Genomic DNA, 23,995 nt, shown 5'->3' with positions numbered 1-23,995 from the left:
TTGCTCGACCGGAGACCACCTCACTGTCGATGTCCTGCGGTACCCGGGTTCAAGACGTCCGCCCGGGCGATCCTGATGGCGCTCGGCCCCTCCGTTCTTCCCTCTGGGATCAGTCACTTACGACCTGCTGAGCGGGTACTGCGTACTGCTTTCGGCAGCCAGCCCCGTCGCCCGTCCTGCGTCAACTCTGGCTTGGAACCCCACTGCCGAACCTCCCGGTGCGCGCGCCCGCAGCCCGACGCCTTCACCGAGGTACCACTCACCGACCTCACTGCTGCATGTTGTGAACCGCACCTACGGGTACTTCTCCTGCGGTACTGCTCACGGCGGCCCCTGATCACTGCGGGCCACCCGGTCCGACGGCCAGTCCCGTCGCCGTCCTGCAACAACCCTGGCTTCGAAACTCCACCACCGCACCGCCCTGCACACTGCAACTACGGGTACTGCCGCCCGGCAGTTCGTGTCTGCCAGGCCCTGCTGTCTCTCTGGGCTACGAGAGAAACCATAACCAGGCCAACCATCGAATGTCTACTCCGGTCGACATAGATTTTCGCGCGTTCGACAGCGAGGTAATCCCTCTTGACCAGCGGCAGGGCAGGGCAGGACCAGGATCGGTTCGAGGCGGGCGGGTCGCCGGAGGGTGCGGCGCGCTTGCGGATCAGCAGGCCGACGGCGGGCAGCCCGTCGAAGAACTCCTCCTCGCCCATGGCTCCCGCCACTGCCCGCCGTACGGTCTCGCGCGGTTCTTCGCGTGCCGCCTGCTCTCTGCCCTTTCGCTGGGCCCTGTGGAGTTCGGCGCTGGTGACTCCTCGCCTGTGATCACCCTTGGTTACTATGCTCACTTCATGCCGGAGGCCGGAAGCAAGGGGCGAACCGCCATCGACGGACTGCTCGGGAAACGGGGAGAACCGCATGCCGGTCGGAACTCCCCAGATTCTCCCCAGGGCCGTTGACGGGTGGTTCCCGCTGGGACACCTCCCCGACAGTGTTCGTGGATTTCAAGGCTGAAGAGACAGGTGGCCTGGGAAAATGCTAAAAGAGGTCACTGTGACCCGTTATGTCACGCCCCTGCGTGAGGGTGGTTCGCTGCCGGGGCTCGTCGAGGCCGACGACCTGGGCACCTACGTCGTGAAGTTCACCGGCTCCGCGCAGGGCCGCAAGGCGCTGGTCGCCGAGGTGGTCGTCGGAGAGCTCGCGCGCGCCCTCGGGCTGCGCTTCCCCGAGCTGGTCCTCGTCCACTTCGACCCGGCCACCGGCGCCCACGAGCCCCACCAGGAGGTCCAGGACCTGCTGCGCGCCAGCGCCGGCCTCAACCTGGGCATGGACTACCTGCCGGGCGCGAAGGACCTCACCCCTGAGGCGGCGGCCTCGTTCGACGTCGATCCACTGGAGGCGGGCCGGATCGTCTGGCTGGACGCCCTCACCGTCAACGTGGACCGTACGACGCACAGCTCCAACCTGATGGTCTGGCCCACGTTCGGCATCGCGCCGCCGCGCCTGTGGCTGATCGACCACGGCGCCGCCCTCGTCTTCCACCACAGGTGGGACCTGTCGGCACCGGAGAAGGCGTACGACTTCCGCCGCCACGCCCTCGGCCGCTACACCCCGGACACCCGCGCCGCCGACGCCGAACTGGCGCCCCGCGTCACGGAGCAGCTGCTGCGCGAGGTGCTGGCCGAGGTCCCGGACGCCTGGCTGGAGATCGAGGCGGGCTTCACGACCCCCGACGAGGTCCGGGACGCCTATGTGTCGTACCTCCACGCGCGCGTACGGGCCTCCGGGTCCTGGCTGCCCACCGAATTCCCCGGCCGCGAGGAACTGGCCGCCGAGGACGCCCAACGTGCGGCGAAGACACAGCGGGACCGGCCGAACTGGCTCAAGCGGGTCCCCGACCTGCACGGCAAACCGGCGGCGGAACAGGATTGGTCGGTGCATCTCGGATGACGGACACACAGACGGCGGAGACCGGGACGGACGCCGTGCACCGCGTGGAGATCGAGTACTGCACCCAGTGCCGTTGGCTGCCCCGCGCCGCCTGGCTGGCGCAGGAACTCCTCACCACCTTCGAGACCGAGCTGACGGAACTGTCCCTGAAGCCCGGCACCGGCGGCGTCTTCGTCGTACGCGTGGACGACGAGGTGCTATGGGACCGGCGCGAGCAGGGCTTCCCCGAGCCGACGGCGGTGAAACGGCTCGTACGCGACCGAGTGGCCCCGGAAAAGTCCCTGGGCCACTCGGAGAAGTGAGCAACTTCCTTGCTCTGAAAAGCTGTTGACCTAACCCCTGAGCTGCTCGTACGCCGGCAGGGTCAGGAAGTCCGCGTAGTTGTCGTCGAGGGCCACGGTGAGGAGCAGGTCGTGGGCCTGCTGCCAGTGGCCGGCCGTGAAGGCCTCGTCGCCGATCTCGGCGCGGATGTCGGCGAGTTCCTCGGCGGCGATCTTGCGGGCGAGTTCAGGGGTGGCCGTCACCGTACTCCCGGCGTGCTCGAACTCGACGCCCGCGTTGATCCACTGCCAGATCTGTGAGCGGGAGATCTCGGCGGTGGCCGCGTCCTCCATGAGGTTGAAGATGGCGACCGCGCCGAGCCCGCGCAGCCACGCCTCGATGTAACGGATGCCGACCTGCACGGCGTTGACCAGTCCGTCGTACGTCGGGCTCGCCTTGAGGGAGTCGACGGCGATCAGGTCGGCGGCCTCGACGTGGACGTCCTCGCGCAGGCGGTCCTTCTGGTTCGGCCGGTCGCCGAGGACCGCGTCGAAGGAGGCCATGGCGATCGGGACGAGGTCGGGGTGGGCGACCCAGGAGCCGTCGAAACCGTCGCCGGCCTCGCGGTCCTTGTCGGCCTTGACCTTCTCGAAGGCGACCTTGTTGACCTCTTCGTCGCGCCGGGACGGGATGAACGCCGCCATGCCGCCGATCGCGTGCGCGCCGCGCTTGTGGCAGGTGCGGACGAGGAGTTCGGTGTAGGCACGCATGAACGGGGCTGTCATCGTCACGGCGTTGCGGTCCGGGAGGACGAACTTGGCGCCGCCGTCACGGAAGTTCTTGACGATGGAGAACAGATAGTCCCAGCGGCCCGCGTTCAACCCCGAGGCGTGGTCGCGGAGTTCGTAGAGGATCTCGTCCATCTCGTACGCGGCCGTGATCGTCTCGATGAGCACGGTCGCGCGGACGGTGCCCTGCGGGATGCCGACGTAGTCCTGCGCGAAGACGAACACGTCGTTCCACAGGCGGGCTTCGAGGTGCGACTCGGTCTTGGGGAGGTAGAAGTACGGCCCCTTGCCGAGGTCGATGAGCCGCTGCGCGTTGTGGAAGAAGTAGAGGCCGAAGTCCACGAGGGCGCCGGGCGCCTGCTGACCGTCGAGCTGGAGGTGACGCTCGTTCAGGTGCCAGCCGCGCGGACGCATGACGACGGTCGCGAGTTCGGCAGCGGCCTTGAGGGCGTACGACTTGCCGCTCGTCGGGTCGGTGAAGTCGATGTTCCGGGTGTAGGCGTCGGCCAGGTTGACCTGCCCGAGGACCACGTTCTCCCAGGTCGGCGCGGAGGCGTCCTCGAAGTCCGCGAGCCAGATCTTCGCGCCTGAATTGAGGGCGTTGATCGTCATCTTGCGGTCGGTCGGGCCGGTGATCTCGACGCGCCGGTCGTTCAGGGCAGCGGGAGACGGGGCGACCCGCCAGGAGTCGTCGGCGCGGATCGCGGCCGTCTCGGGGAGGAAGTCGAGAGTCGAGGTGCGGGCGATCTCGGCGCGGCGCTCCGCACGGCGCGCGAGGAGTTCGTCACGCCGGGGCGTGAACCGCCGGTGCAGCTCGGCCACGAAGGCGAGCGCCGCGTCGGTGAGCACCTCCTCCTGCCGGGGCAGGGGCTCGGCGTCGACGATGGCCAGCGGGGACGGCGCTGGTGCGGACATGAGCGGTCACTTCCTTCAGCGGGCTGATGTGGGCTGCTGTGGCTTCTTGGCACGGATGTTTCTGATCAGTGGATGCTAGTTTCCTCATCGTGGAAGTTCAATGATTTGTTGATGTCGAGATTCTTCGCGGCGAGAGGCCCTTACGCCAGACGGTCCAGGTCGGACGGCGTGTCGATGTCATACGGCTGAGCCACGTCACCGCACTCGACGAGGGTGATCGCGTCGTGGCGGGTCCTGAGGTAGTCGCGGGCGCCACGGTCACCGACCGCCGCCGCCGCGACGCCTGTCCAGTGGGCGGCGCCGAACAGCACCGGATGCCCGCGCGTTCCGTCGTACGAGGCCGCCGCGAGGGACTCCTCGGACGTGTACGCGGCAAGGACGCGGGCCACGGCCTCCGGCCCGATGCCCGGCTGGTCGACGAGCGAGACGAGGGCCGCGCGGGCCCCGGAGCCGAGTAGGGACGCCAGCCCGGCCCGCAGCGAGGACCCCATGCCCTGCGCCCACTCCGGGTTGTCCACCAGGACGCACCCGGGCAGATCCGCCCGCTTCCGTACGTCGTCGGCCCGCGCCCCGAGGACCACATGGACCGGGGTGCAGCCCGCCGCACGCAGGGCGTCGGCCGCGTGTTCGACGAGAAGGTGTCCACGGTGTTCGAGCAGGGCCTTGGGCCGCCCGCCGAGCCGTCGCCCCCCGCCTGCCGCGAGCAACAGCCCTGCCACCTGCTCCGGTTTCTCCGTCATGCCTCCTGCATACCTGACCCGGAGGCGGACCGCCGGTGTTCATGGGCTGAATTTCGGCCCTTGGTGTGGCGCCCGTCGCGTGGGTGGCGTTTACTGTCCCGCGTCCCTGGCGCCCGACCAGCGCGATGGGGGCTGCAGGACGCGTGTGGGGGCCAGTGGGGGAGCCGTGTTGCGGAGCTTGGGGCAGAGGTCGGTGACCGGCAGCGACGAGGACCCGAGAGTGGCGGAGTTGCGGACCGCGGTGTCCCGGCTGCGCCGTGAACTCGCCGCGCATCCGGCCGAGTTCCCCGACCGTGGCATCGCCGAGGACGAACTGGCCTGGCTGGCCGCCATGACGATCACCGGCAGCCCCGAAATCCCGCGCCTGCGCCGCTCGTTACTCCTGATCGCCGGCGCGATCGGCTCGGTCAGCGCACTCGCCCGGGGCCTGTCGGACGTCCGTGCCGCGGTGGACCTGTTCGGGAAACCGCCGCACCGCTGACGGCGGCCCGAGAGGTTGCGGGCCGACGGGCGGAGGTTTCAGGTTCAGTGGGCGGGGTTGCCCGAACTGGCCAGTGCCACCGACAACTCGGCCGCGACCTGCTTCAGCACGGGCACGATCTTCTCCGTCGCCTCCTCGGTGACCCGGCCCGCCGGGCCCGAGATCGAGATCGCGGCAGCCGTGGGGGAGTCGGGGACGGAGACCGCGAGACAGCGGACGCCGATCTCCTGCTCGTTGTCGTCGACCGCGTAACCGAGGCGGCGCACGTCCTCCAGGGCGGCCAGGAAGCCGTCCGGGGTCGTGAGCGTCTTCTCCGTCGCGGCCGGCATGCCCGTACGGGCGAGCAGGGAACGCACCTCGTCCGGCGGGAAGCCGGCGAGCAGGGCCTTGCCGACGCCGGTGGAGTGCGGCAGGACGCGCCGGCCCACCTCCGTGAACATGCGCATCGAGTGCTTGGACGGAACCTGCGCCACGTACACGATCTCGTCGCCGTCCAGGAGCGCCATGTTGGCGGTCTCGCCGGTCTCCTCGACCAGCCGGGCCAGATACGGGCGGGCCCAGGTACCGAGCAGCCGGGACGCGGACTCGCCGAGGCGGATCAGGCGCGGGCCCAGCGCGTACCGGCGGTTGGGCTGCTGGCGTACGTAACCGCAGGACACGAGCGTGCGCATGAGCCGGTGGATGGTGGGCAGGGGCAGCCCGCTGCTCACGGACAGTTCGCTGAGGCCGACTTCGCCGCCCGCGTCCGCCATGCGCTCCAGCAGATCGAAGGCACGCTCCAGGGACTGGACACCACCGCTGGCGGCGGCGGGTTTGGCGGCGTCGGTGGAGCTGGCGCTGGGCGTCGGCACGGCGCGTTCCTTTCACTGCTGACAGGCGATGGTGCAGCCTACCGGGCGGTTGCTTGACGGCCTTCTGGCGTATGGCTACGTTCTGTTTTCCGGAACCCTAATTCCGTCTTGTGGAAACATCCAGGTTGCCGCCTCGGCTTTCCCTGGCTGGCGTCGGGTCGGGTGGGTCGGCAGGGTTGCTCTTGACGGTGCGAGGCCCTCGGTGAAGACTCCTTCAACAGAAAGTTGAATTCCGTTACGTGGAAGTTAACGGCGGAATCCACAGTGGCAGAGGTGACAGAGGAAGAGAGGGGTCCGGGTGTCCGAGATCGAACTGGTGTTGCGTTCGACGCGCGTCATCACGCCCGAGGGGACGCGTGCGGCCACCGTCACGGTCGCCGACGGCCGGATCGCGGCCGTACTCCCGTACGAGGCCGAGGTGCCGCCCGGCGCACACCTGGAGGACTTCGGCGACGATGTCCTGCTGCCCGGGCTGGTCGACACTCATGTGCACGTCAACGACCCCGGACGCACGGAGTGGGAGGGCTTCTGGACCGCCACGCGTGCCGCGGCGGCCGGCGGCATCACCACCCTCGTCGACATGCCCCTCAACTCCATCCCGCCGACGACGACGGTCGACCACCTCCGTACGAAGCGGGAAGTGGCCGCCGGCAAGGCGCACATCGACGTCGGATTCTGGGGCGGTGCGCTGCCCGACAACGTCAAGGACCTGCACCCCCTGCACGACGCCGGTGTCTTCGGCTTCAAGGCGTTCCTGTCGCCGTCCGGCGTCGACGAGTTCCCGCACCTCGACCAGGAGCGACTCGCCCGGTCGATGACCGAGATCGCCGGCTTCGACGGACTCCTCATCGTGCACGCCGAGGACCCGCACCACCTCGACTCGGCCCCGCAGCGGGGCGGCCCCGAGTACGCCCACTTCCTCGCCTCTCGCCCGCGCGGCGCGGAGGACAGGGCGATCGCCGACCTGATCGAGCAGGCGAAGCGCCTGCACGCGCGCGTGCACGTCCTGCACCTGTCGTCGAGCGACGCGCTGCCGCTGATCGCGGCGGCGAAGGCGGAGGGGGTGCGGATCACCGTGGAGACCTGTCCCCACTACCTGACCCTCACCGCCGAGGAAGTCCCGGACGGAGCAAGCGAGTTCAAGTGCTGCCCGCCCATCCGGGAGGCCGCCAACCAGGACCTGCTGTGGCAGGCGCTGGCCGACGGCACGATCGACTGCGTGGTCACCGACCACTCGCCGTCCACCGCCGACCTGAAGACCGCCGACTTCGCCACGGCGTGGGGCGGCATCTCGGGGCTCCAGCTGAGCCTCGCGGCGGTGTGGACCGAGGCGCGGCAGCGGGGCCACTCCCTGGAGGACGTCGTGCGCTGGATGTCCACGCGTACGGCCGCGCTGGTGGGCCTCGGCGCGCGCAAGGGTGCCATCGAGGCGGGCCGGGACGCCGACTTCGCGGTACTCGCGCCGGACGAGACGTTCACCGTGGACCCGGCGGCCCTGCAGCACCGCAACCGCGTGACGGCGTACGCGGGCAGGACCCTCAGCGGTGTCGTCAGGTCGACGTGGCTGCGCGGCGAACGCATCGTGGCGGAGGGCGAGTTCACCGAACCGAAGGGACAACTCCTCACCCGCATGCCCTGATTCGCAGTCCTCCTTTTCCCCTCCTCCCGTCTCCCGGCACCCGCAGCGCCGACTCCGAAAGGCAGAACTGATCACCGTGACCGCGATTCCGAGCTTCACCGGCGACGCGAACCCCTACGGCGGCGGTGACCCGTACGCGGACTACCGCACCGCGGACTTCCCCTTCACCCGGTACGCCAACCTCGCCGACCGCCGCCTCGGCGCCGGGGTGATCGCCGCCAACGACGAGTTCTTCGCCGACCGCGAGAACATGCTCGTGCCCGAGCCCGCCGAGTTCGTGCCCGAGCACTTCGGCCACAAGGGCAAGATCATGGACGGCTGGGAGACGCGGCGCCGGCGCGGCGCGTCCGCCGAGCACCCGTGGCCGACGGCGGAGGACCACGACTGGGCGCTGGTACGGCTCGGCGCGCCGGGCGTCGTACGCGGTGTCGTGGTCGACACGGCCCACTTCCGCGGGAACTATCCGCAGGCCGTGTCGGTGGAGGGCGTGTCGGTGCCCGGCTCCCCGTCGCCCGAGGAACTGCTGGCGGACGATGTGAAGTGGACGACGCTGGTGCCGCGCACGAAGGTGGGCGGTCACGCGGCGAACGGCTTCGAGGTGTCGCTCGAACAGCGTTTCACGCACCTGCGGGTGAACCAGCATCCCGACGGGGGGATCGCGCGCCTGCGGGTGTACGGCGAGGTGGTCCCGGACCCGGAGTGGCTGGCGGCGCTGGGCACCTTCGACGTGGTCGCCCTGGAGAACGGCGGCCGGGCCGAGGACGCGTCCGACCTGTTCTACTCGCCGGCGTCGAACACCATCCAGCCGGGGCGCTCCCGGAAGATGGACGACGGGTGGGAGACACGCCGCCGCCGCGACCAGGGCAACGACTGGATCCGCTACCGGCTGGTGGCGCGGTCGGAGATCCGGGCCGTCGAGATCGACACGGCGTATCTGAAGGGGAACAGCGCGGGTTGGGCGACGGTGTCGCTCCGGGACGGCGAGGATGGTGAGTGGACGGAGATCCTCCCGCGCACCCGCCTGCAGCCCGACACCAACCACCGGTTCGTCCTGCCGACCCCGGCGGCGGGCACGCACGCGCGCGTGGACATCTATCCGGACGGCGGGATCTCGCGGCTTCGGCTGTTCGGCTCTCTGACGGAGGAAGGGGCCGGGGAACTGGTGGCTCGGTATCGGGGGATCGAGGGCTGAGGCGGCCTTCGGCGGTGAAGCGGGGACGGCGCATGGGGCATGGGGCTTCGGGCATGGGGAGGACGGGGCCGGGTGGGGAGCGGGCTGCTCGGCCAGGAGGCCCGACCCAGCTGCTTCCTCGCCCCCGCACCCCGCCCGGAGCTCTGCCTCTACCCCGGAGGAAACCGCGTTCCGGAGGGTCTCTTCCGACCGTTACGCCGCGTGGCCGCCGTCCACGGAGTACTCGGCGCCTGTGACGTAGCCGGCCGTCGCGAGATGGACGACGGTTGTCGCCACCTCCTCCGTCCGGCCGAAGCGGCCGAGGGCGGTCATCGCGGACTGGGCGGAGGCGTACGGACCGTTCGCCGGGTTCATGTCCGTGTCGATCGGGCCGGGGTGCACGATGTTCGCCGTGATTCCGCGGGCGCCCAGTTCCCTGGCCAGCGCCTTTGTCAGACCGACCAGGGCCGACTTGCTCATCGCGTAGAGGGTGCCGCCGGGACCGGGCACCCGCTGCGTCATACAGGTGCCGATCGTGATGATCCGGCCGCCGGAGGTCATGCGGGCGGCGGCGGCCTGGGAGGCCAGGAACACGCCGCGCACGTTCACCGCCAGCACGTGGTCGACGTCAGACAGGGCCAGGTCCGCCAGTGGCCCGAGGACGCCGACGGCCACGTTGTTCACCAGCACATCCAGGCCACCGAGCGCCTCCGCCGTACGCTCCACCGCCCCGGCGGCCTCAGCCGCGTCCGCCGAGTCCGCCCGCAGGGCCACCGCACGGCGTCCCAGGGCCTCGACGGCCCGTACGACGTCCTGCGCCGCCTCCTTGCCGTTCACGTAGGTGACGGCCACGTCCGCGCCCTCCTGGGCGAGCCGCAGCGCCGTCGCCGCTCCGATGCCTCGGCTGCCGCCGGTCACCAGTGCGACCTTGCCGTTCAGGGGTCCCTGAGAAGTTGTCATACGGCCATTGCAGCGGTGGGCGACAGCGTGTGCTGGCGGTGAGCGGACACCGACGTCCGGCGCCCCCGATCCCACCGACCGATGAGTTGCGGGCGCCGACGGGGTCTGAGCTGATGACAACAGACCCCTCCGAGAGAGCAGGCATCCGCCATGGGCACCCTCACCCTCACCTCGTTCGTCACCCTCGACGGCGTCTACCAGGCCCCCGGCGGCCCCAAGGAGGACCCTCGGGACGGCTTCGAGCAGGGCGGCTGGAGTGTCCCGTACGGGGACGAGGACTTCGGCAGGTTCGTCGAGGAGGTCTTCGGGCGCGTCGACGCCTTTCTCCTCGGCCGCCGTACGTACGACATCTTCGCCTCGTACTGGCCCAAGGTCACCGACCCCGCCGACCCGGTCGCCTCCAGGCTGAACGCCCTGCCGAAGTACGTCGCCTCCGCGAGCCTCAAGGACCCCGAGTGGGCTGCCACGACCGTGCTGAACGGCGACCTCGGTAAAGAGGTCACCGCCCTCAAGGAGCGCACCGATCGTGAGGTCCAGGTGCACGGCAGCGGAGCCCTCGCCCAGTCCCTCCTCGCCCTCGACCTTGTCGACAAGGTCCACCTGGTGACCTTCCCGGTCGTCCTCGGCGCCGGGCGCCGCCTCTTCGCGGAAGGCTCCGTCCCGACCGCCTTCCGGCACATCGGCGGCCGCACCACCGCGGCGGGCGTCTCCATCCAGACGTACGAGCTCGCGGGCCGCCCGGAGTACGGCACGTACGAGCTTCCGAAGAACGCGTAACGCGGTGGCCGATGACGCGCCACGAGGTCCCCACGCACGCGTGGGCACCTCGTGGCGCACGTTAACACCGCGAAAACTCATCGGACGAGACGGGAAATTCTCCGGAGTTGTCATTGACATGCCACGGTCTACGCGCGTCATCATGAGGGCATGAGATTCCCCCCACGGATCACTCGTATCGGAGCTGCGGCCGCCGTTCTGTCCGCTCTCCTGGTCGGCGGTGCCGTCACCGTCGGAACCGCCGACGCCGCCACCTCGGCGGTCGGCAGCATCTGCTACGGCGACCTGCCGTCGCAGGCCCACACCACGCTCAACCTGATCGCGAAGGGCGGCCCCTACCCGTACTCGCAGGACGGCGGCGTCTTCCAGAACCGGGAACGCCTCCTGCCTTCGCAGTCCACCGGCTACTACCACGAGTACACGGTCAAGACCCCCGGCTCCTCCACGCGCGGTGCGCGCCGCATCATCACCGGTGAGGAGAGCCAGGAGGACTACTACACCTCCGACCACTACGCGTCGTTCGATCTGATCGACTACGGCTGCTGACACCACCGTCGAGCGAACAGTGCGACCCCGCCGGAAGCCCGGACCGGGCCGAACCCCACTTCGGTCCCGCCGAACCCCCCTTCGGTCACCCGGGCTTCCGGCTCTCGGCGGCGGCGAAGAGCGCGAACGACAGCGCGAGCAGCGCCACGCTCGCGTAGATCTCGTAACCGTCGAGAATGCCGAGTTTCTGTACGAGGCCCCACCGCAGGTCGGTGAACGCCTGCAGCAGGCCCGCGGCGCCCTGCACCAGGGAGACGAAACCAGCGATTTCCAGAAGCTGCTTCATCCCTAGATCCTCGCTCCGCGAACCAGCCGCTTCCATCGGCCGCAGGGCGAGGCATCCTTCCTCCGAAGTCGCCGGTCGCTCCCGGAAACGGCGCCGAAAGTCTGCGGCGGCGCGACTTTGGTCGACGATCACGGTTCGGTGGGGGTTGCGTGGGCCGGCACTGCGTAGATTTGTCGACCGTGAGTGGTGACAGACCGACATCCGTGCCCGAGGCCCCGACGGCGTTCGCCGGGCGGCGCTGGCTCTTCCCGTCGGCCGTGCTCGACGAACTCGATCACGACCCCGGTTCCGGTCCTGGTTCCCCTCCCGGTTCCGGTCCCGACTCGGCGCGGGAGCGGGCCAGGTGGTTCGGAAGGTCTGCGCAATCCCGGCGCACCGCGCGCGACTGGGTCGTCGACTTCACCTGCTTCCTGCTGGCCGTCCTCATCGGCGTGCTGGGCGCCGACGCCCTGGCCGGCGACCCGAACACCCCGCACGCCGTCGCCGTCGTCGACCAGTGGCTCGGCGCCCTCTCCTGCGCCGCCGTATGGCTGCGCCGCCGCTGGCCGCTCGGCCTCGCCGTCGCGATGCTCGCGGTGAGCCTCGTGTCGAGCACCGCGGGCGGCGCCGGCCTGGTCGCCCTCTTCTCCCTCGCCGTGCACCGGCCCTTCCGGTACGTCGGCCTGGTCGGCGCTGCCTCCGTCGTGGTGATGCCCCTCTTCTACTGGCTGCGCCCCGACCCGGACCTGCCGTACTTCGTCTCGGTGGTCCTCAGCGTCCTGCTGACCGCGACCGCGGTCGGCTGGGGCATGCTCGTGCGGTCCAAGCGCCAGCTCATGGTGAGCCTGCGGGACCGGCTGCGGCGGGCCGAGACGGAGTCGCTGCTGCGCGCCGAGCAGGCGCAGCGGCTCGCCCGCGAGGCCATCGCGCGCGAGATGCACGACGTGCTCGCGCATCGGCTCACCCTGCTGAGCGTCCACGCCGGCGCCCTGGAGTTCCGGCCCGACGCACCCCGCGAGGAGGTCGCGCGGGCCGCAGGAGTCATCCGGGAGAGCGCGCACGACGCCCTCCAGGACCTGCGGGAGATCATCGGCGTCCTGCGGACCGGCGACGCGGAGGAGGCCGGGCGCCCGCAGCCGACACTGGCCGCACTCGACACCCTGGTGACCGAATCCCGAGAGGCCGGCATGAAGATCGTGCTGGACAGCCGCGTGACGGCACCGGCCGCCGTACCCGCCTCCGTCGGCCGCACCGCCTACCGGATCGTCCAGGAGGGCCTCACGAACGCCCGCAAGCATGCCCCGGGCGCCGAGGTCACGGTGTCCCTCGCGGGCGCCCCGGGCGACGGCCTGACCGTCTCCGTACGCAATCCCGCGCCCCCGGGGGAGGTCCCGCACGTCCCCGGCTCAGGACAGGGCCTCATCGGGCTGACCGAGCGCGCGACGCTGGCGGGCGGCCGGCTGGAGCACGGCGCGGAGGCGGACGAGGGCGGCGGTGAGGATGTCGGCGGGACCGGGGGATTCGCCGTGCGCGCCTGGCTGCCGTGGGGTGTCTGACGGCACCGATCCCAAATCCTGAAAATGGCACCTCTTTAAAACAGGAGGGCGGTTTCAGGCGCGCACCGTGCGCGGCACCACCCGTTGTCCCGCCTCCCCGTACACCCAGGCCGAGGTCTCCTCGATGAACTCGGTCGGGAAGCCCGGGCGGAATCCGGTGGTCTCGTCCAGGTTCGCCACCAGGTCGGCGGGGAGCGTCAGTTCGGCCGCGCCGAGGTTGTCCGTGAGCTGCTCGACCCGGCGCGCGCCCACGATCGGGTGCACGGCGGGGGAGTGCGCCATGGTCCACGCGATGGCCACCTGCGCCGGAGACGCGCCGAGTTCGTCCGCCGCCGACTGCACCGCCCGTGCCACCGAGTGCTCGCGCTCGCCGATCGCGTCCGCGGACAGCCGTACGGACTCCTCGGGGGCGATGCCACGCGCGCGTGTGTACTTGCCGGACAGAATGCCGTTCTGCAGCGGGCTCCAGGCCGCCACCGACATCCCGAACGCCTCGGCCATCGGCAGCAGTTCGCGCTCGATGTCCCGGTTGAGCAGGCTGTACGGCACCTGGAGCGCGGCGAACTGCGACCAGCCCCGCCACTCCGCCAGGGTGTTGGCCCGGGACACCACCCAGGCCGGGGCGTCCGAGATGCCGACGTACAGCACCTTCCCGGAGCGCACCGCGTCGTCGAGGGCACGCATGGTCTCCTCGACGGGCGTGGCACGGTCCCAGATGTGCACCCAGTACACGTCGACGTAGTCCGTGCCGAGCCGACGCAGGCTCGTCTCCAGGGACAACGTGAGGTTCTTGCGGTGATTGCCTGCGGCGTTGGGGTCGGCGCCGTCGCGCGAGATCGTGTACTTCGTGGACAGTACGAGCCGGTCGCGCCGCCCCCTGAGGAGTTCGCCCAGGATCGTCTCGCTCGCACCACCGCGGTAGTTGATCGCGGTGTCGACGACATTCCCGCCGGCGTCCTCGTACGCGTCGAGGATGCGCGCGCACTCCCCCTTGGGCGCTCCCACCCCGCCCTGGTCACCGAAGGTCATGGCCCCCAGGAAGAGCTCGGAGACACGTAGACCGGTTCGGCCCAGCAGTCGGTAGCGCACGAAAGTCCCCTCGTTGCACGGGTGTTCAGGTCGGCAATGTAGCCCGCGCCACCCATGTGCGTCCGGGCGCCGCACAACCGTGATTACGTAGGGCCATGACCGTGATCAGACTGCTCCTCGTCGACGACGACCCCCTGGTACGGGCAGGCCTGTCCTTCATGATGGGCGGCGCCGACGACATCGAGATCGTCGGCGAGGCGGCCGACGGCAGCGAGGTCGAGGCGCTCGTCGGCCGCACCGGCCCGGACGTCGTGCTCATGGACATCCGGATGCCGACGGTGGACGGACTCGTCGCCACCGAACGCCTGCGGGCCCTCAAGAACGCCCCGCAGGTCGTGGTCCTCACCACCTTCCACGCCGACGACCAGGTACTGCGTGCCCTGCGCGCGGGCGCCGCCGGCTTCGTCCTCAAGGACACCCCGCCCGCCGAGATCCTCGCCGCGGTACGCCGGGTCGCGGCCGGTGACCCCGTCCTGTCGCCCGCCGTGACCCGCCAGTTGATGGCCCACGCGGCGGGCGGCACGGCCGACACCCGGCGGGCCGGCGCCCGGGAGCGGACCGGCGCGCTGAACGACCGGGAACGCGAGGTCGCGGTCGCCGTCGGCCAGGGCAGGTCGAACGCCGAGATCGCCGCCGCCCTGTTCATGAGCGTCGCCACCGTCAAGACGCACGTCTCCCGCATCCTCGCCAAGCTCGACCTCAACAACCGAGTGCAGATCGCCCTGTTGGCGTACGACGCCGGATTCCTGGAAGAAGACGGGCAGGACGGGCACTAGCGGCCGACGGCACACGTTCTCCTGGCAGCGGCACACGGAATGCTCGATCTGGGGGAGTTCGGCGACGGGTTCAGTACGGACCCCCATCCGGTGTACGCCCGTCTGCGCGCCCGCGGCCCCGTGCACCGCGTGCGGCTGCCGCACCCGGACGCGCACCACCCGGCGACCGGCTCCCGGGGATGCTGATGCGCGGGGTGCCCAGCCTGCCGGTGCGGTGGTAGCCGGCCGGCCCGGCTGACCGCGAACGCCCGCGAATCCGGACGTTCGCTCGCTGCCGCTCTCCCGGCTCTCAGCTCCACCCGCCCTGAATCTCCGCGAGGTGTACGGGCCTGCGCTCCCGTCTGGACAGTTCGCAGGCCTCCGCGACCCGCAGGGCCTGGAGTGCCTCGCGGCCGTCGCACGGGTTGGCGCGTTCGCCGCGCACCACCTCGACGAAGGCCGACAGCTCGGCCTCGTAGGCGGGGCCGAAGCGCTCCAGGAAGCCGGTCCACGGCTTGCTCGCGGCGGGCGGTCCGGCCGGTTCGGTGGACGCGATGGGCGTACGGTCGTCCAGGCCGACGCCGATCTGGTCCAGTTCCCCGGCCAGCTCCATGCGGACGTCGTAGCCGGCGCCGTTCATACGCGTCGCCGTCGCCGTGGCGAGCGTGCCGTCGTCCAGGGTGAGGACAGCGGCGGCCGTGTCGATGTCGCCCGCGTCGCGGAACATCGAGGGCCCGGCGTCCGACCCGGTCGCGTACACCTGGACGATCTCGTGCCCCGTCACCCAGCGCAGGATGTCGAAGTCGTGGATCAGGGTGTCCCGGTACAGCCCGCCGGACAGCGGCAGATACTCGGGCGGTGGCGGCGTCTGGTCCGACGACATCATGCGGACGGTGTGCAGCCGGCCGAGCTTCCCGGACCGCACGGCCTCGCGGGCGCCCGTGTAGCCGGTGTCGAAGCGGCGCTGGAAACCCATCTGGAGGATGGTGCCGGCCGCCTCCACCTCGGCGATCGCGGCCAGGGTGGCAGGCAGATCGAGTGCGATGGGCTTTTCGCAGAAAACCGGGAGACCCGAGCGTGCTGCCCGACCGATCAGTTCGGCGTGGGCCGAGGTGGCGGCTGTGATCACCACGGCGTCCACGCCCCAGGTGAAGATCTCGTCGACACCTGGTGCGGCCGTGGCTCCTAAGCGGTGCGCGAGATCCTGTGCCCGCCCGCTGTCCGCGTCCGTGACGATGAGGGAGCCCCCTACCTCGCGGTGGCGGCTGAGGGTCTTCGCGTGGAATGTACCGATGCGGCCCGTCCCGATGACTCCGATGCGCATGAGAACCAAACTGGGGTCCGAGCAGGCACGCTGTCAATGCGTATGTCCGGACAACCGAACTACACGACTTCCCGTCAACAGTCCCCGGAGCTACGCTCGGGCCGTGCCGAAACCAGATGTGGGTCCGACAGTGCCGCTGGAACTCAGGGTGGACCGGAGCAGTCCGGTGCCGCTCTACTTCCAGCTGTCCCAGCAGCTCGAAGCCGCGATCGAGCACGGAGCACTCACCCCCGGCAGTCTGCTGGGCAACGAGATAGAGCTGGCCGGGCGGCTCGGCCTGTCCCGCCCCACGGTGCGCCAGGCCATCCAGTCCCTCGTGGACAAGGGCCTGCTCGTACGCCGCCGGGGCGTCGGCACCCAGGTCGTGCACAGCCAGGTCAAGCGCCCCCTGGAACTGAGCAGCCTGTACGACGACCTGGAGGCGGCGGGCCAGCGACCCGCGACCAAGGTCCTGGTCAACACGGTCGTACCGGCCTCCGCCGAGGTCGCCGCCGCGCTCAACGTGGCCGAGGGCAGCGACGTACACCGCGTCGAACGGCTGCGGCTGTCGCACGGCGAGCCGATGGCGTACCTCTGCAACTATCTCCCGCCCGGCCTGTTCGACCTGGACACCGGCCAACTGGAGGCCACCGGCCTGTACCGGCTGATGCGCGCCGCCGGGATCACCCTGCACAGTGCCCGCCAGTCGATCGGTGCGCGCGGGGCGATGGCCGAGGAGGCGGAACGCCTCACCGAGCGCGAGGGCGCCCCCCTGCTCACGATGCAACGCACGACCTACGACGACACAGGCCGCGCAGTCGAATTCGGCACCCACACCTACCGCCCGACACGCTATTCGTTCGAGTTCCAACTACTGGTACGCCCCTGAAAGGGGCGCGGGGCTGTGACATTTGCGGCTCCGCCGCGGGGCGCGAACAACCACGACGTACCCGCACCCGGCAAACAACCGCAGAGGCCCGTGCTCCCCCGCAACGCACCCGCATTGCCGGTGAGGCAGAATCACTCCCGATGAGCAGCTACCGCGACCTCGCACTCCCCAGGGCACTGGCCGGCTCCGCCCGAGAGGGCAGCGCCCCCATCGGCTCCCGCAGAGCCCCCGCCCTGCGCACCGTCGGCACGCGTGAGCGCCGTTCCCACCTCACGGCCCCCCGTGTGCCCACCGTCGGTATCGACATCGGCGGCACCAAGGTGATGGCGGGAGTGGTCGACGCCGACGGCAACATCCTGGAGAAGCTCCGCACCGAGACGCCCGACAAGTCCAAGAGCCCCAAGGTCGTCGAGGACACCATCGTCGAGCTGGTCCTGGACCTGTCCGACCGGCACGACGTGCACGCGGTCGGCATCGGCGCGGCCGGCTGGGTCGACGCCGACCGCAACCGGATCCTGTTCGCACCCCACCTGTCGTGGCGCAACGAGCCCCTGAGGGACCGTATCTCCAGCCGCCTCGCCGTCCCCGTCCTGGTCGACAACGACGCCAACGCCGCAGCCTGGGCCGAGTGGCGCTTCGGCGCGGGGCGAGGCGAGGACGACCTCGTCATGATCACGCTCGGTACCGGCATCGGCGGCGCGATCCTGGAGGACGGCCACGTCAAGCGCGGCAAGTTCGGCGTCGCCGGCGAGTTCGGCCATATGCAGGTCGTGCCCGGCGGCCACCGCTGCCCGTGCGGCAACCGCGGCTGCTGGGAGCAGTACAGCTCCGGCAACGCGCTGGTCAGAGAGGCACGTGAACTCGCGGCTGCCGACTCCCCGGTGGCGTACGGGATCATCGAGCACGTCAAGGGCAACATCGCCGACATCACCGGTCCGATGATCACCGAGCTGGCCCGCGAGGGCGACGCCATGTGCATCGAACTGCTCCAGGACATCGGCCAGTGGCTCGGCGTCGGCATCGCCAACCTGGCCGCCGCCCTGGACCCCTCCTGCTTCGTCATCGGCGGCGGCGTCTCCGCGGCCGACGACCTGCTGATCGGCCCCGCCCGGGAGGCATTCCGCCGCCACCTCACCGGCCGCGGCTACCGCCCCGAGGCCCGTATCGCCCGCGCCCAGCTCGGCCCCGAGGCGGGCATGGTGGGCGCCGCCGACCTCGCCCGGCTGGTCGCCCGCCGCTTCCGGCGCGCCAACCGGCGCCGTGTCGAGCGGTACGAGCGCTACGAGAAGTTCGTCGAGACCCGCCGTACCACCCAGGGGCCGCTGTGACCGCCTCCCTGCCCCGCCAGGCCATGCCCCCGGACGAGCCGCCCGGGCCGCCCGAGGACCGCGTTCACAGGAACCGCCGTCGCGCCCTGACCCTGCTGATCATCGTGCTGCTCATCGGTGTCCCGGCCGGCTATCTGGTGATCTCCGCCAACCAGAGCCGCGACAGCGGCAAGGACAAGGAGCGGAAGTGGGCGGCGCGCGGCCTCACCGAGGCGTGGCCCTCCAAGGTCCAGCGCCACATCTACGAGGTGCCCGTCCCGCGCCAGGCCGACGGCGAGGGAATCCTGTCGACGAAGGTCGCGTACTACGAGACGAACAACTGGCGCACCAGCCGCCTGTACGTCCAGTTCATGACCACGAACGCGGGGCTCGACTACTTCTTCAAGGCCATGGGCGTCCCCCGCACCAGCCTGAAGAAGGACGACCTCTCCATCAGCGCCCGGGACCGGAAGATCGTCGGCTGGGAGTTCAAGGAACCGGGCCCGTGGTGGGGGCTCGCCCACTCGCAGAAGAACCCGGCACCGACGCAGCACATCGTCGTGAAGTGGTCCCACCCCAACCACTACATGGTGTACGTCGTCTCGCGCACGACCCCCTGACCGGCCGCGCGACGCGCTTCGACCCGTTTCCGGAACCTGAGTATCAGCATCAATGTCAGACCCCGCCCGTACAGTCGAAGACGTCCGACCGGACGGACACGGCATGAGGGCGGGAGGTGACGTACGCATGAGCCACGAGACGTCGGCGACAGCGGTGGCGGACGTGTCCGTGCGCCTCGCGGCCGTCTTCCTGCCCGCCCCTCTTCCGTGCGAGGGCCGCATCGCCTTCTGGGACCCGGAGGGGGACACGGGCCTGCCGGACGGGGGCGACGGTCATACGGAACTGACGGTCGTACGACGACACGGCGCCGGCGTCCGCCGCCGGACCACCCCCGCGCTGACGCTGCCTGTCGACGCGGCGCTGCCGCTGCTCGTGCGGGCCCGCCGCGACCCCGCCGCCCACCCCGCCACGGCCTGCTGGGGCGCCGCCGCGCTGCACGCCCTGCGGCTCACGGCCCGCGGCAGACTGCTGCCCGGGCTCACCCCCACCGGCCACGACGCCTGGCGTGCGGGCCCGCTGGACCCCGACGACATCGCCCACCTCAGGGCCATCGCCGCCGCCCTGCCGTACGAGGGCCACGCGGTGCCCCTGCCAGGCTCCGGCCCCCTGCTGCTGCCCGAGCCGGAGGCGCTGCTGCGCGCCTTCCTGGACGCCGTCGCGGACACCCTGCCGCGCACCCCCGCCGCTCCGTACGCGTCGGGGATGCCCTTCGCCGCGCGTCCGGCCCAGCGGCTGCCGGACGCCCACGACTGGGCGGCGGAGGTCGCCGCGGGCATGGACGCGGGTGTACGGATCTCGCTCCGCCTCGACCTGTCGGCGTACGAACTGTTCGACGACCCCGGCCGGGCGCCCACCGCGGGCGCGGCGATCGTCCAGGTGCACAGTCTCGCCGACCCCACCCTGGTGACCGACGCGGCGACCCTGTGGGCGGGCACCGCGGACGCGGCCTTCGGAGCCCGCGCCCGCGTGGACGCCGCCCTGGCGGTGCGCCGCGCGGCCCGCGTCTGGCCCCCGCTCGACCGCCTCACCGAGCAGGACACGCCCGACGTCCTCGCCCTCTCCGAAGAGGAGCTGTACGACCTGCTCGGGGTGGTCGCGACCCGGCTCGCCGCCGCCGGCGTCGCCGTGCACTGGCCCCGGGACCTCGCCCAGGACCTGACCGCCCAGGCGGTCGTACGCCCGGCGCCCGGCTCGGCCAAGGACGGCACCGGCTTCTTCGAGAGTGAGGAACTCCTGCAGTTCCGCTGGCAGTTGGCGCTCGGCGGAGATCCGCTCACCGAGGCCGAGATGGATCTGCTGGCAGAGGCCCACCGTCCCGTCGTCCGTCTCAAGGACCAGTGGGTGCTCGTCGACCCGGCGCTCGTCCGCAAGGCACGCAAGCGCGAACTGGGCCTGCTCGACCCGGTCGACGCGCTCTCCGCCGCACTCACCGGCCGTGTGGAGGTCGACGGCGAGAGCGTCGAGGCGGTCCCGGTCGGCGCGCTCGCGGCCCTGCGCGACCGGCTGACGGCGGGCATCACTCCCGTGGAACCACCCCCGGGGCTGCAGGCCCGCCTCCGCGACTACCAGCTCCGGGGCCTGGCCTGGCTGGACCTGATGACCTCCCTCGGCCTCGGCGGCTGCCTCGCCGACGACATGGGGCTCGGCAAGACGATCACCGTCATCGCCCTGCATCTGCGACGGTCCCGCAGTGAGCCGACGCTGGTGGTCTGCCCGGCCTCGCTGCTCGGCAACTGGCAGCGCGAGATCAACAAGTTCGCGCCCGGTGTCCCCGTCCGCCGCTACCACGGCCCCGACCGCACCCTGGACGACATGACGGGCGGCTTCGTCCTCACGACGTACGGCACCATGCGCTCGATGGCGCCCCGGCTGGCCGAACAGCCGTGGGGGATGGTCGTCGCGGACGAGGCACAGCACGTCAAGAACCCGTACTCGGCGACGGCGAAGGCACTGCGCACGATCCCGACCCCCGCGCGCGTAGCGCTCACCGGCACCCCCGTGGAGAACAACCTCTCCGAACTCTGGGCCCTGCTCGACTGGACGACCCCCGGTCTCCTGGGCCCCCTCAAGTCCTTCCGCGCCCGGCACGCGCGCGCGGTGGAGACCGGTGAGGACGAGGAGGCGGTGGCCCGGCTCGCCCGCCTGGTCCGCCCGTTCCTGCTGCGCCGCAAGAAGTCCGACCCGGGCATCGTCCCCGAACTGCCGCCGAAGACGGAGACGGACCACCCGGTCCCCCTGACCCGCGAACAGGCCGCGCTGTACGAAGCGGTCGTGCGCGAGTCGCTGCTCGCCATCGAGGCGGCGGACGGCATCGGCCGCCGGGGCCTGGTGCTGAAGCTGCTGACGTCCCTCAAGCAGATCTGCGACCACCCCGCCCTGTACCTGAAGGAGGAGGCCCCCGGTCCCGCCGCAGGAGACCGGCTGGCCGCCCGTTCCGGCAAACTCGCCCTGCTGGACGAGTTGTTGGACACCCTGCTCGCCGAGGACGGCTCGGCACTGGTCTTCACACAGTACGTGGGGATGGCCCGCCTGATCACGTCCCACCTCGCGGCCCGCGCGGTCCCGGTGGAACTGCTGCACGGCGGCACCCCGGTCCCTGAGAGGGAACGCATGGTGGACCGCTTCCAGAGCGGGGCGACCCCGATCCTGATCCTCTCCCTGAAGGCCGCCGGCACCGGCCTGAACCTCACGCGCGCGGGCCATGTCATCCACTTCGACCGCTGGTGGAACCCGGCGGTCGAGGAACAGGCCACGGACCGCGCCTACCGCATCGGCCAGACCCAGCCGGTCCAGGTGCACCGCCTGATCACCGAGGACACGGTCGAGGACCGCATCGCGGAGATGCTGGAGTCCAAGCGGGCCCTGGCCGACGCGATCCTGACCTCCGGCGAGTCGTCCTTCACGGAACTGACGGACCGGGCACTGTCCGACCTGGTCTCCCTGCGCGGGGCGGTGTGATGTCGTCGGAGGAGCACGGAGAGCACCGGGAGCGAGAGGAAGGGCACGCCACGGTGGGGGAGGAGCCGACGTCGGGCGGGCGCCCCCTGTCGGGCGAGGCCGAGCCGGACCGGCCCGCCGACGCCGCGCGCAGGGCGTTGCGGGCCGCGCGGGAGCGTGCGGGTCAGGAGACGACCGGGACCCATGGCGCGGTCGAGGCCGGAGCGCGTGAGACCCGGCCGGGAGACGTGGCTCGTGCCGCTCTGCGGGGCGCGACGTCGCGGGCCGGGGGCCAGGTCGCCCAGGCGGAGGCAGAGGCGGCTGACGTGACCGGCCAGGAGGTTCGTGAGGTTCCGACGACGCGTGCCGACCCCGGGGACCGCACGGGCGGGCGCCCCGCGGATGTCGCCCGGGAGGCTCTGCGCGCCGCGCGCGGGGAGGCGCGGCGGGCCCGGCCGGACGCGGAGACGCCGGCAGTCGCGGCCACCCGGCGGCCCGTCCGGCCCGTGCCTGGGCGGGACCCACGTGACCGGAGTCCCGGGGACCGGAGGCGTGACGTACGAGAACTGCTCGCCGGTTCCTTCGAGTTGCCCGCCGACGAGTCCCCGGCGGATCCGGTGAGGGGCCCGGAGACCCGGGACGACGGGCCGAGCACGGATCCGTCGCCGCCGGTGACCGTCGGGGATGTCCTGCGTGCCGTCGCCGCACCGGCTTCGCGAGGCGGCAGCACGGGTGTCGAGGCCCCGGAGGCTTCACCCGGCGGGCCATGGGACACCCGGAACACCCTGGGCACCGCGAACACCCGGGACACCGCCAGGTTCCGGCAGGCGGCGCCCCTCGTCGAGGCTCCCCGCAACATCTCACGCCTCGCCTCCCCGTCCTCCTCCATGGCCGCCCCCGGCCGTGACGGTGAGCTGCGCCGCACCTTCCCCGCCCTGCCGGCCTCGACGAACCGGGAGGCGTCGTCCCAGCAGGTCGGCTTCGCGGAGAGCTGGTGGGGAAACGCCTGGGTGGCCGCCCTGGAGGAGGGCGCGTTGGATGCCGCCCGGCTGGTGCGGGGGCGCGGGTATGCCGCAAAGGGGCACGTCGATGCCATCACCGTGACACCGGGGCTCGTGCTCGCCTATGTGCAGGGCTCCCGGCCGCGCCCGTACCGCGTCCAGGTGCGGCTGCGCACCCTCGGCGACCAGGAGTGGGAGCGGTTCCTGGACGCCGCCGTGGAGCGGCCCGGCCACATCGCCGCACTGCTCGACAAGGAGCTGCCCCAGTCCCTCGCCGACTGCGGGGCTCCGCTGCTGCCCGGCCCCGGCGACCTCGAACCCCTGTGCAGCTGCCCCGACTCCGGACACCCCTGCAAGCACGCCGCCGCGCTCTGCTACCAGACCGCCCGCCTCCTCGACGCCGACCCCTTCGTCCTGCTCCTCCTGCGGGGCCGGGGCGAACGGGAGGTGCTCGACGAGTTGTCCCGGCGCAACGCCGCCCGCGCCGCCCGTGCCGCTCAGGAGCAGCAGCCGGGGTCCTTCCCAGGGGTCCGGGCCTCCGACGCGCTCGCCCCGCGCACCCGCCCGCCCCTGCCGGCCCCGCTGCCTCCCCGCCCGCACCCCGAGCCGCCTCCGGCCTACCCGGCGTCCCCGGGTGGCCCGGACCCCTTCGCGCTGGACCAGTTGGCGACGGACGCCGCCGCCCGCGCCCACACGCTGCTCACCAGCGGCCTCGACCCGGTCGGTGAGCTGACCCTGTGGCAGGACGCCGTACGTCTCGCCGCCGCCCGCCCCGGCTCCGGCCTCACCGCCGGCACCCGCGCCCTCTACTCCTCGCTCGCGAGAGCCGCCGGCTGTAGCACGGCGGATCTGGCGCGTGCGGTGGCCGCCTGGCGGCAGGGCGGACTCGACGGACTCGCGGTCCTCGAGGAGGCCTGGGACCCGCCGGCGGGACGGTTCGACCGCGCCCGCCCCCTCCTCCTCGCCGCCGACCTCCCCGCCTTCAGACCCCGGCGCAACCACCTCACCCACCCGCGCGGCCACATACAGCTGCGCCTGGGCCGCGACGGCCTCTGGTACGCGTACGAGTCCGAACCGGGCCACGACGACTGGTGGCCCCGCGGCACCCCCGACCTGGACCCGGTCGGCGCCCTCACCGGCCTCGGCAACCCGACGGAGCCCTGACCCGGCGGGTGGCCTGGCCGTCCGGCGTCAGGCCT

General features: G+C 71.4%; 21 protein-coding genes and 2 pseudogenes. 15 read left to right on the top strand and 8 right to left on the bottom strand.

The genetic code is table 11. From position 1 onward, the window contains the following. Positions 1 to 629: 629 nt before the first annotated feature. Positions 630 to 803 (bottom strand): annotated as a pseudogene (locus G3I71_RS30020) (mobilization protein); the annotation flags it as partial. Between the two features lie 226 nt (positions 804 to 1,029). On the opposite strand from G3I71_RS30020, the gene G3I71_RS30010 reads away from it, so the two are divergent. Beyond that, entirely contained in the window at positions 1,030 to 1,944 is a 915-nt protein-coding gene (locus G3I71_RS30010) for a HipA family kinase (RefSeq protein ID WP_164319376.1), read from the top strand. Beyond that, on the top strand, positions 1,941 to 2,246 hold the full coding sequence (locus tag G3I71_RS30005; protein WP_164319374.1) for a SelT/SelW/SelH family protein: 306 nt from the start codon (positions 1,941 to 1,943) through the stop codon (positions 2,244 to 2,246). The genes G3I71_RS30010 and G3I71_RS30005 overlap by 4 nt, the downstream gene beginning before the upstream one ends. Before the next feature lie 30 nt (positions 2,247 to 2,276). Here the strand turns inward: G3I71_RS30005 and aceB are convergent, their stop codons facing one another. Further along, positions 2,277 to 3,908: a malate synthase A gene (gene aceB / locus G3I71_RS30000; RefSeq protein WP_164319372.1), complete on the bottom strand. Its 1,632-nt coding sequence runs from the start codon at positions 3,906 to 3,908 to the stop codon at positions 2,277 to 2,279. 140 nt (positions 3,909 to 4,048) lie between these two features. After that, complete coding sequence (locus tag G3I71_RS29995) at positions 4,049 to 4,648, bottom strand: NTP transferase domain-containing protein (protein ID WP_164319370.1); 600 nt, start codon at positions 4,646 to 4,648, stop codon at positions 4,049 to 4,051. A gap of 166 nt (positions 4,649 to 4,814) precedes the next feature. Here G3I71_RS29995 and G3I71_RS29990 point away from each other — a divergent pair, with 166 nt between their 5' ends. Next, complete coding sequence (locus tag G3I71_RS29990) at positions 4,815 to 5,129, top strand: DUF5955 family protein (RefSeq protein WP_164319368.1); 315 nt, start codon at positions 4,815 to 4,817, stop codon at positions 5,127 to 5,129. A gap of 44 nt (positions 5,130 to 5,173) precedes the next feature. Here G3I71_RS29990 and G3I71_RS29985 read toward each other — a convergent pair whose 3' ends face one another. Continuing rightward, complete coding sequence (locus tag G3I71_RS29985; protein ID WP_164319366.1) at positions 5,174 to 5,980, bottom strand: IclR family transcriptional regulator; 807 nt, start codon at positions 5,978 to 5,980, stop codon at positions 5,174 to 5,176. Positions 5,981 to 6,278: 298 nt separating this feature from the next. Here G3I71_RS29985 and allB point away from each other — a divergent pair, with 298 nt between their 5' ends. Both allB and alc read left to right on the top strand, forming a co-directional pair. Next, positions 6,279 to 7,619, top strand: coding sequence for an allantoinase AllB (allB, locus tag G3I71_RS29980; RefSeq protein WP_164319364.1), 1,341 nt, complete (start codon positions 6,279 to 6,281; stop codon positions 7,617 to 7,619). A 76-nt stretch (positions 7,620 to 7,695) separates the two neighbouring features. Then, a complete protein-coding gene (gene alc / locus G3I71_RS29975) occupies positions 7,696 to 8,811 on the top strand; it encodes an allantoicase (RefSeq protein ID WP_164319362.1) in 1,116 nt (371 codons plus the stop codon). Positions 8,812 to 9,003: 192 nt separating this feature from the next. On the opposite strand, the gene G3I71_RS29970 is transcribed toward alc, so the two are convergent. Next, positions 9,004 to 9,750 (bottom strand): SDR family oxidoreductase, encoded by a 747-nt coding sequence (locus G3I71_RS29970; protein WP_164319360.1) that lies wholly within the window; start codon positions 9,748 to 9,750, stop codon positions 9,004 to 9,006. 150 nt (positions 9,751 to 9,900) lie between these two features. On the opposite strand from G3I71_RS29970, the gene G3I71_RS29965 reads away from it, so the two are divergent. Both G3I71_RS29965 and G3I71_RS29960 read left to right on the top strand, forming a co-directional pair. After that, complete coding sequence (locus tag G3I71_RS29965; protein WP_164319358.1) at positions 9,901 to 10,527, top strand: dihydrofolate reductase family protein; 627 nt, start codon at positions 9,901 to 9,903, stop codon at positions 10,525 to 10,527. A gap of 150 nt (positions 10,528 to 10,677) precedes the next feature. Continuing rightward, complete coding sequence (locus G3I71_RS29960) at positions 10,678 to 11,073, top strand: ribonuclease domain-containing protein (RefSeq protein ID WP_164319356.1); 396 nt, start codon at positions 10,678 to 10,680, stop codon at positions 11,071 to 11,073. Between the two features lie 85 nt (positions 11,074 to 11,158). Here the strand turns inward: G3I71_RS29960 and G3I71_RS29955 are convergent, their stop codons facing one another. Beyond that, on the bottom strand, positions 11,159 to 11,359 hold the full coding sequence (locus tag G3I71_RS29955; protein WP_164319354.1) for a hypothetical protein: 201 nt from the start codon (positions 11,357 to 11,359) through the stop codon (positions 11,159 to 11,161). Between the two features lie 179 nt (positions 11,360 to 11,538). On the opposite strand from G3I71_RS29955, the gene G3I71_RS29950 reads away from it, so the two are divergent. Beyond that, positions 11,539 to 12,894: a histidine kinase gene (locus G3I71_RS29950; RefSeq protein ID WP_343243113.1), complete on the top strand. Its 1,356-nt coding sequence runs from the start codon at positions 11,539 to 11,541 to the stop codon at positions 12,892 to 12,894. Between the two features lie 54 nt (positions 12,895 to 12,948). On the opposite strand, the gene G3I71_RS29945 is transcribed toward G3I71_RS29950, so the two are convergent. Next, the gene (locus tag G3I71_RS29945; RefSeq protein WP_164319350.1) at positions 12,949 to 13,983 is read right to left on the bottom strand and encodes an aldo/keto reductase; all 1,035 of its coding nucleotides are present in this window, start codon (positions 13,981 to 13,983) and stop codon (positions 12,949 to 12,951) included. Positions 13,984 to 14,078: 95 nt separating this feature from the next. On the opposite strand from G3I71_RS29945, the gene G3I71_RS29940 reads away from it, so the two are divergent. Together G3I71_RS29940 and G3I71_RS29935 are read left to right on the top strand one after the other, a co-directional pair. Continuing rightward, a complete protein-coding gene (locus G3I71_RS29940; RefSeq protein WP_203731732.1) occupies positions 14,079 to 14,759 on the top strand; it encodes a response regulator transcription factor in 681 nt (226 codons plus the stop codon). Positions 14,760 to 14,798: 39 nt separating this feature from the next. Continuing rightward, positions 14,799 to 14,918: pseudogene (locus G3I71_RS29935) on the top strand (cytochrome P450); the annotation flags it as partial. Between the two features lie 130 nt (positions 14,919 to 15,048). On the opposite strand, the gene G3I71_RS29930 reads toward G3I71_RS29935, so the two are convergent. Further along, complete coding sequence (locus G3I71_RS29930; RefSeq protein ID WP_164319348.1) at positions 15,049 to 16,062, bottom strand: Gfo/Idh/MocA family oxidoreductase; 1,014 nt, start codon at positions 16,060 to 16,062, stop codon at positions 15,049 to 15,051. A gap of 130 nt (positions 16,063 to 16,192) precedes the next feature. Here G3I71_RS29930 and G3I71_RS29925 point away from each other — a divergent pair, with 130 nt between their 5' ends. The 5 genes from G3I71_RS29925 to G3I71_RS29905 all read left to right on the top strand — a co-directional run bounded on the left by G3I71_RS29925 (position 16,193) and on the right by G3I71_RS29905 (position 23,960). Beyond that, a complete protein-coding gene (locus tag G3I71_RS29925) occupies positions 16,193 to 16,930 on the top strand; it encodes a GntR family transcriptional regulator (protein WP_343243115.1) in 738 nt (245 codons plus the stop codon). A gap of 140 nt (positions 16,931 to 17,070) precedes the next feature. Beyond that, positions 17,071 to 18,258: an ROK family glucokinase gene (locus G3I71_RS29920; protein ID WP_164319345.1), complete on the top strand. Its 1,188-nt coding sequence runs from the start codon at positions 17,071 to 17,073 to the stop codon at positions 18,256 to 18,258. Beyond that, positions 18,255 to 18,857 (top strand): sugar kinase, encoded by a 603-nt coding sequence (locus G3I71_RS29915; RefSeq protein WP_164319343.1) that lies wholly within the window; start codon positions 18,255 to 18,257, stop codon positions 18,855 to 18,857. Before G3I71_RS29920 ends, G3I71_RS29915 begins: the two co-directional genes overlap by 4 nt. A 127-nt stretch (positions 18,858 to 18,984) precedes the next feature. Further along, on the top strand, positions 18,985 to 21,816 hold the full coding sequence (locus tag G3I71_RS29910) for a DEAD/DEAH box helicase (protein WP_164319341.1): 2,832 nt from the start codon (positions 18,985 to 18,987) through the stop codon (positions 21,814 to 21,816). Beyond that, the gene (locus G3I71_RS29905; protein WP_164319339.1) at positions 21,816 to 23,960 is read left to right on the top strand and encodes an SWIM zinc finger family protein; all 2,145 of its coding nucleotides are present in this window, start codon (positions 21,816 to 21,818) and stop codon (positions 23,958 to 23,960) included. The genes G3I71_RS29910 and G3I71_RS29905 overlap by 1 nt, the downstream gene beginning before the upstream one ends. Positions 23,961 to 23,995: the final 35 nt, after the last annotated feature.

The sequence above is a fragment of the Streptomyces sp. SID12501 genome, assembly GCF_010550245.1.
Lineage (GTDB): Bacteria > Actinomycetota > Actinomycetes > Streptomycetales > Streptomycetaceae > Streptomyces.
The sequence above is the reverse complement of the archived record's forward strand: the minus strand, read 5'-3'. Positions and strand labels throughout refer to the sequence as shown.

Bases quoted from the DNA above. Each gene is read 5' to 3' on its own strand.
- G3I71_RS30010 (WP_164319376.1), top strand. From the start codon at position 1,030: ATGCTAAAAGAGGTCACTGTGACCCGTTATGTCACGCCCCTGCGTGAG.
- G3I71_RS30005 (WP_164319374.1), top strand. From the start codon at position 1,941: ATGACGGACACACAGACGGCGGAGACCGGGACGGACGCCGTGCACCGC.
- aceB (WP_164319372.1), bottom strand. From the start codon at position 3,908: ATGTCCGCACCAGCGCCGTCCCCGCTGGCCATCGTCGACGCCGAGCCC.
- G3I71_RS29995 (WP_164319370.1), bottom strand. From the start codon at position 4,648: ATGACGGAGAAACCGGAGCAGGTGGCAGGGCTGTTGCTCGCGGCAGGC.
- G3I71_RS29970 (WP_164319360.1), bottom strand. From the start codon at position 9,750: ATGACAACTTCTCAGGGACCCCTGAACGGCAAGGTCGCACTGGTGACC.
- G3I71_RS29965 (WP_164319358.1), top strand. From the start codon at position 9,901: ATGGGCACCCTCACCCTCACCTCGTTCGTCACCCTCGACGGCGTCTAC.
- G3I71_RS29960 (WP_164319356.1), top strand. From the start codon at position 10,678: ATGAGATTCCCCCCACGGATCACTCGTATCGGAGCTGCGGCCGCCGTT.
- G3I71_RS29955 (WP_164319354.1), bottom strand. From the start codon at position 11,359: ATGAAGCAGCTTCTGGAAATCGCTGGTTTCGTCTCCCTGGTGCAGGGC.
- G3I71_RS29940 (WP_203731732.1), top strand. From the start codon at position 14,079: ATGACCGTGATCAGACTGCTCCTCGTCGACGACGACCCCCTGGTACGG.
- G3I71_RS29930 (WP_164319348.1), bottom strand. From the start codon at position 16,062: ATGCGCATCGGAGTCATCGGGACGGGCCGCATCGGTACATTCCACGCG.
- G3I71_RS29920 (WP_164319345.1), top strand. From the start codon at position 17,071: ATGAGCAGCTACCGCGACCTCGCACTCCCCAGGGCACTGGCCGGCTCC.
- G3I71_RS29910 (WP_164319341.1), top strand. From the start codon at position 18,985: ATGAGCCACGAGACGTCGGCGACAGCGGTGGCGGACGTGTCCGTGCGC.
- G3I71_RS29905 (WP_164319339.1), top strand. From the start codon at position 21,816: ATGTCGTCGGAGGAGCACGGAGAGCACCGGGAGCGAGAGGAAGGGCAC.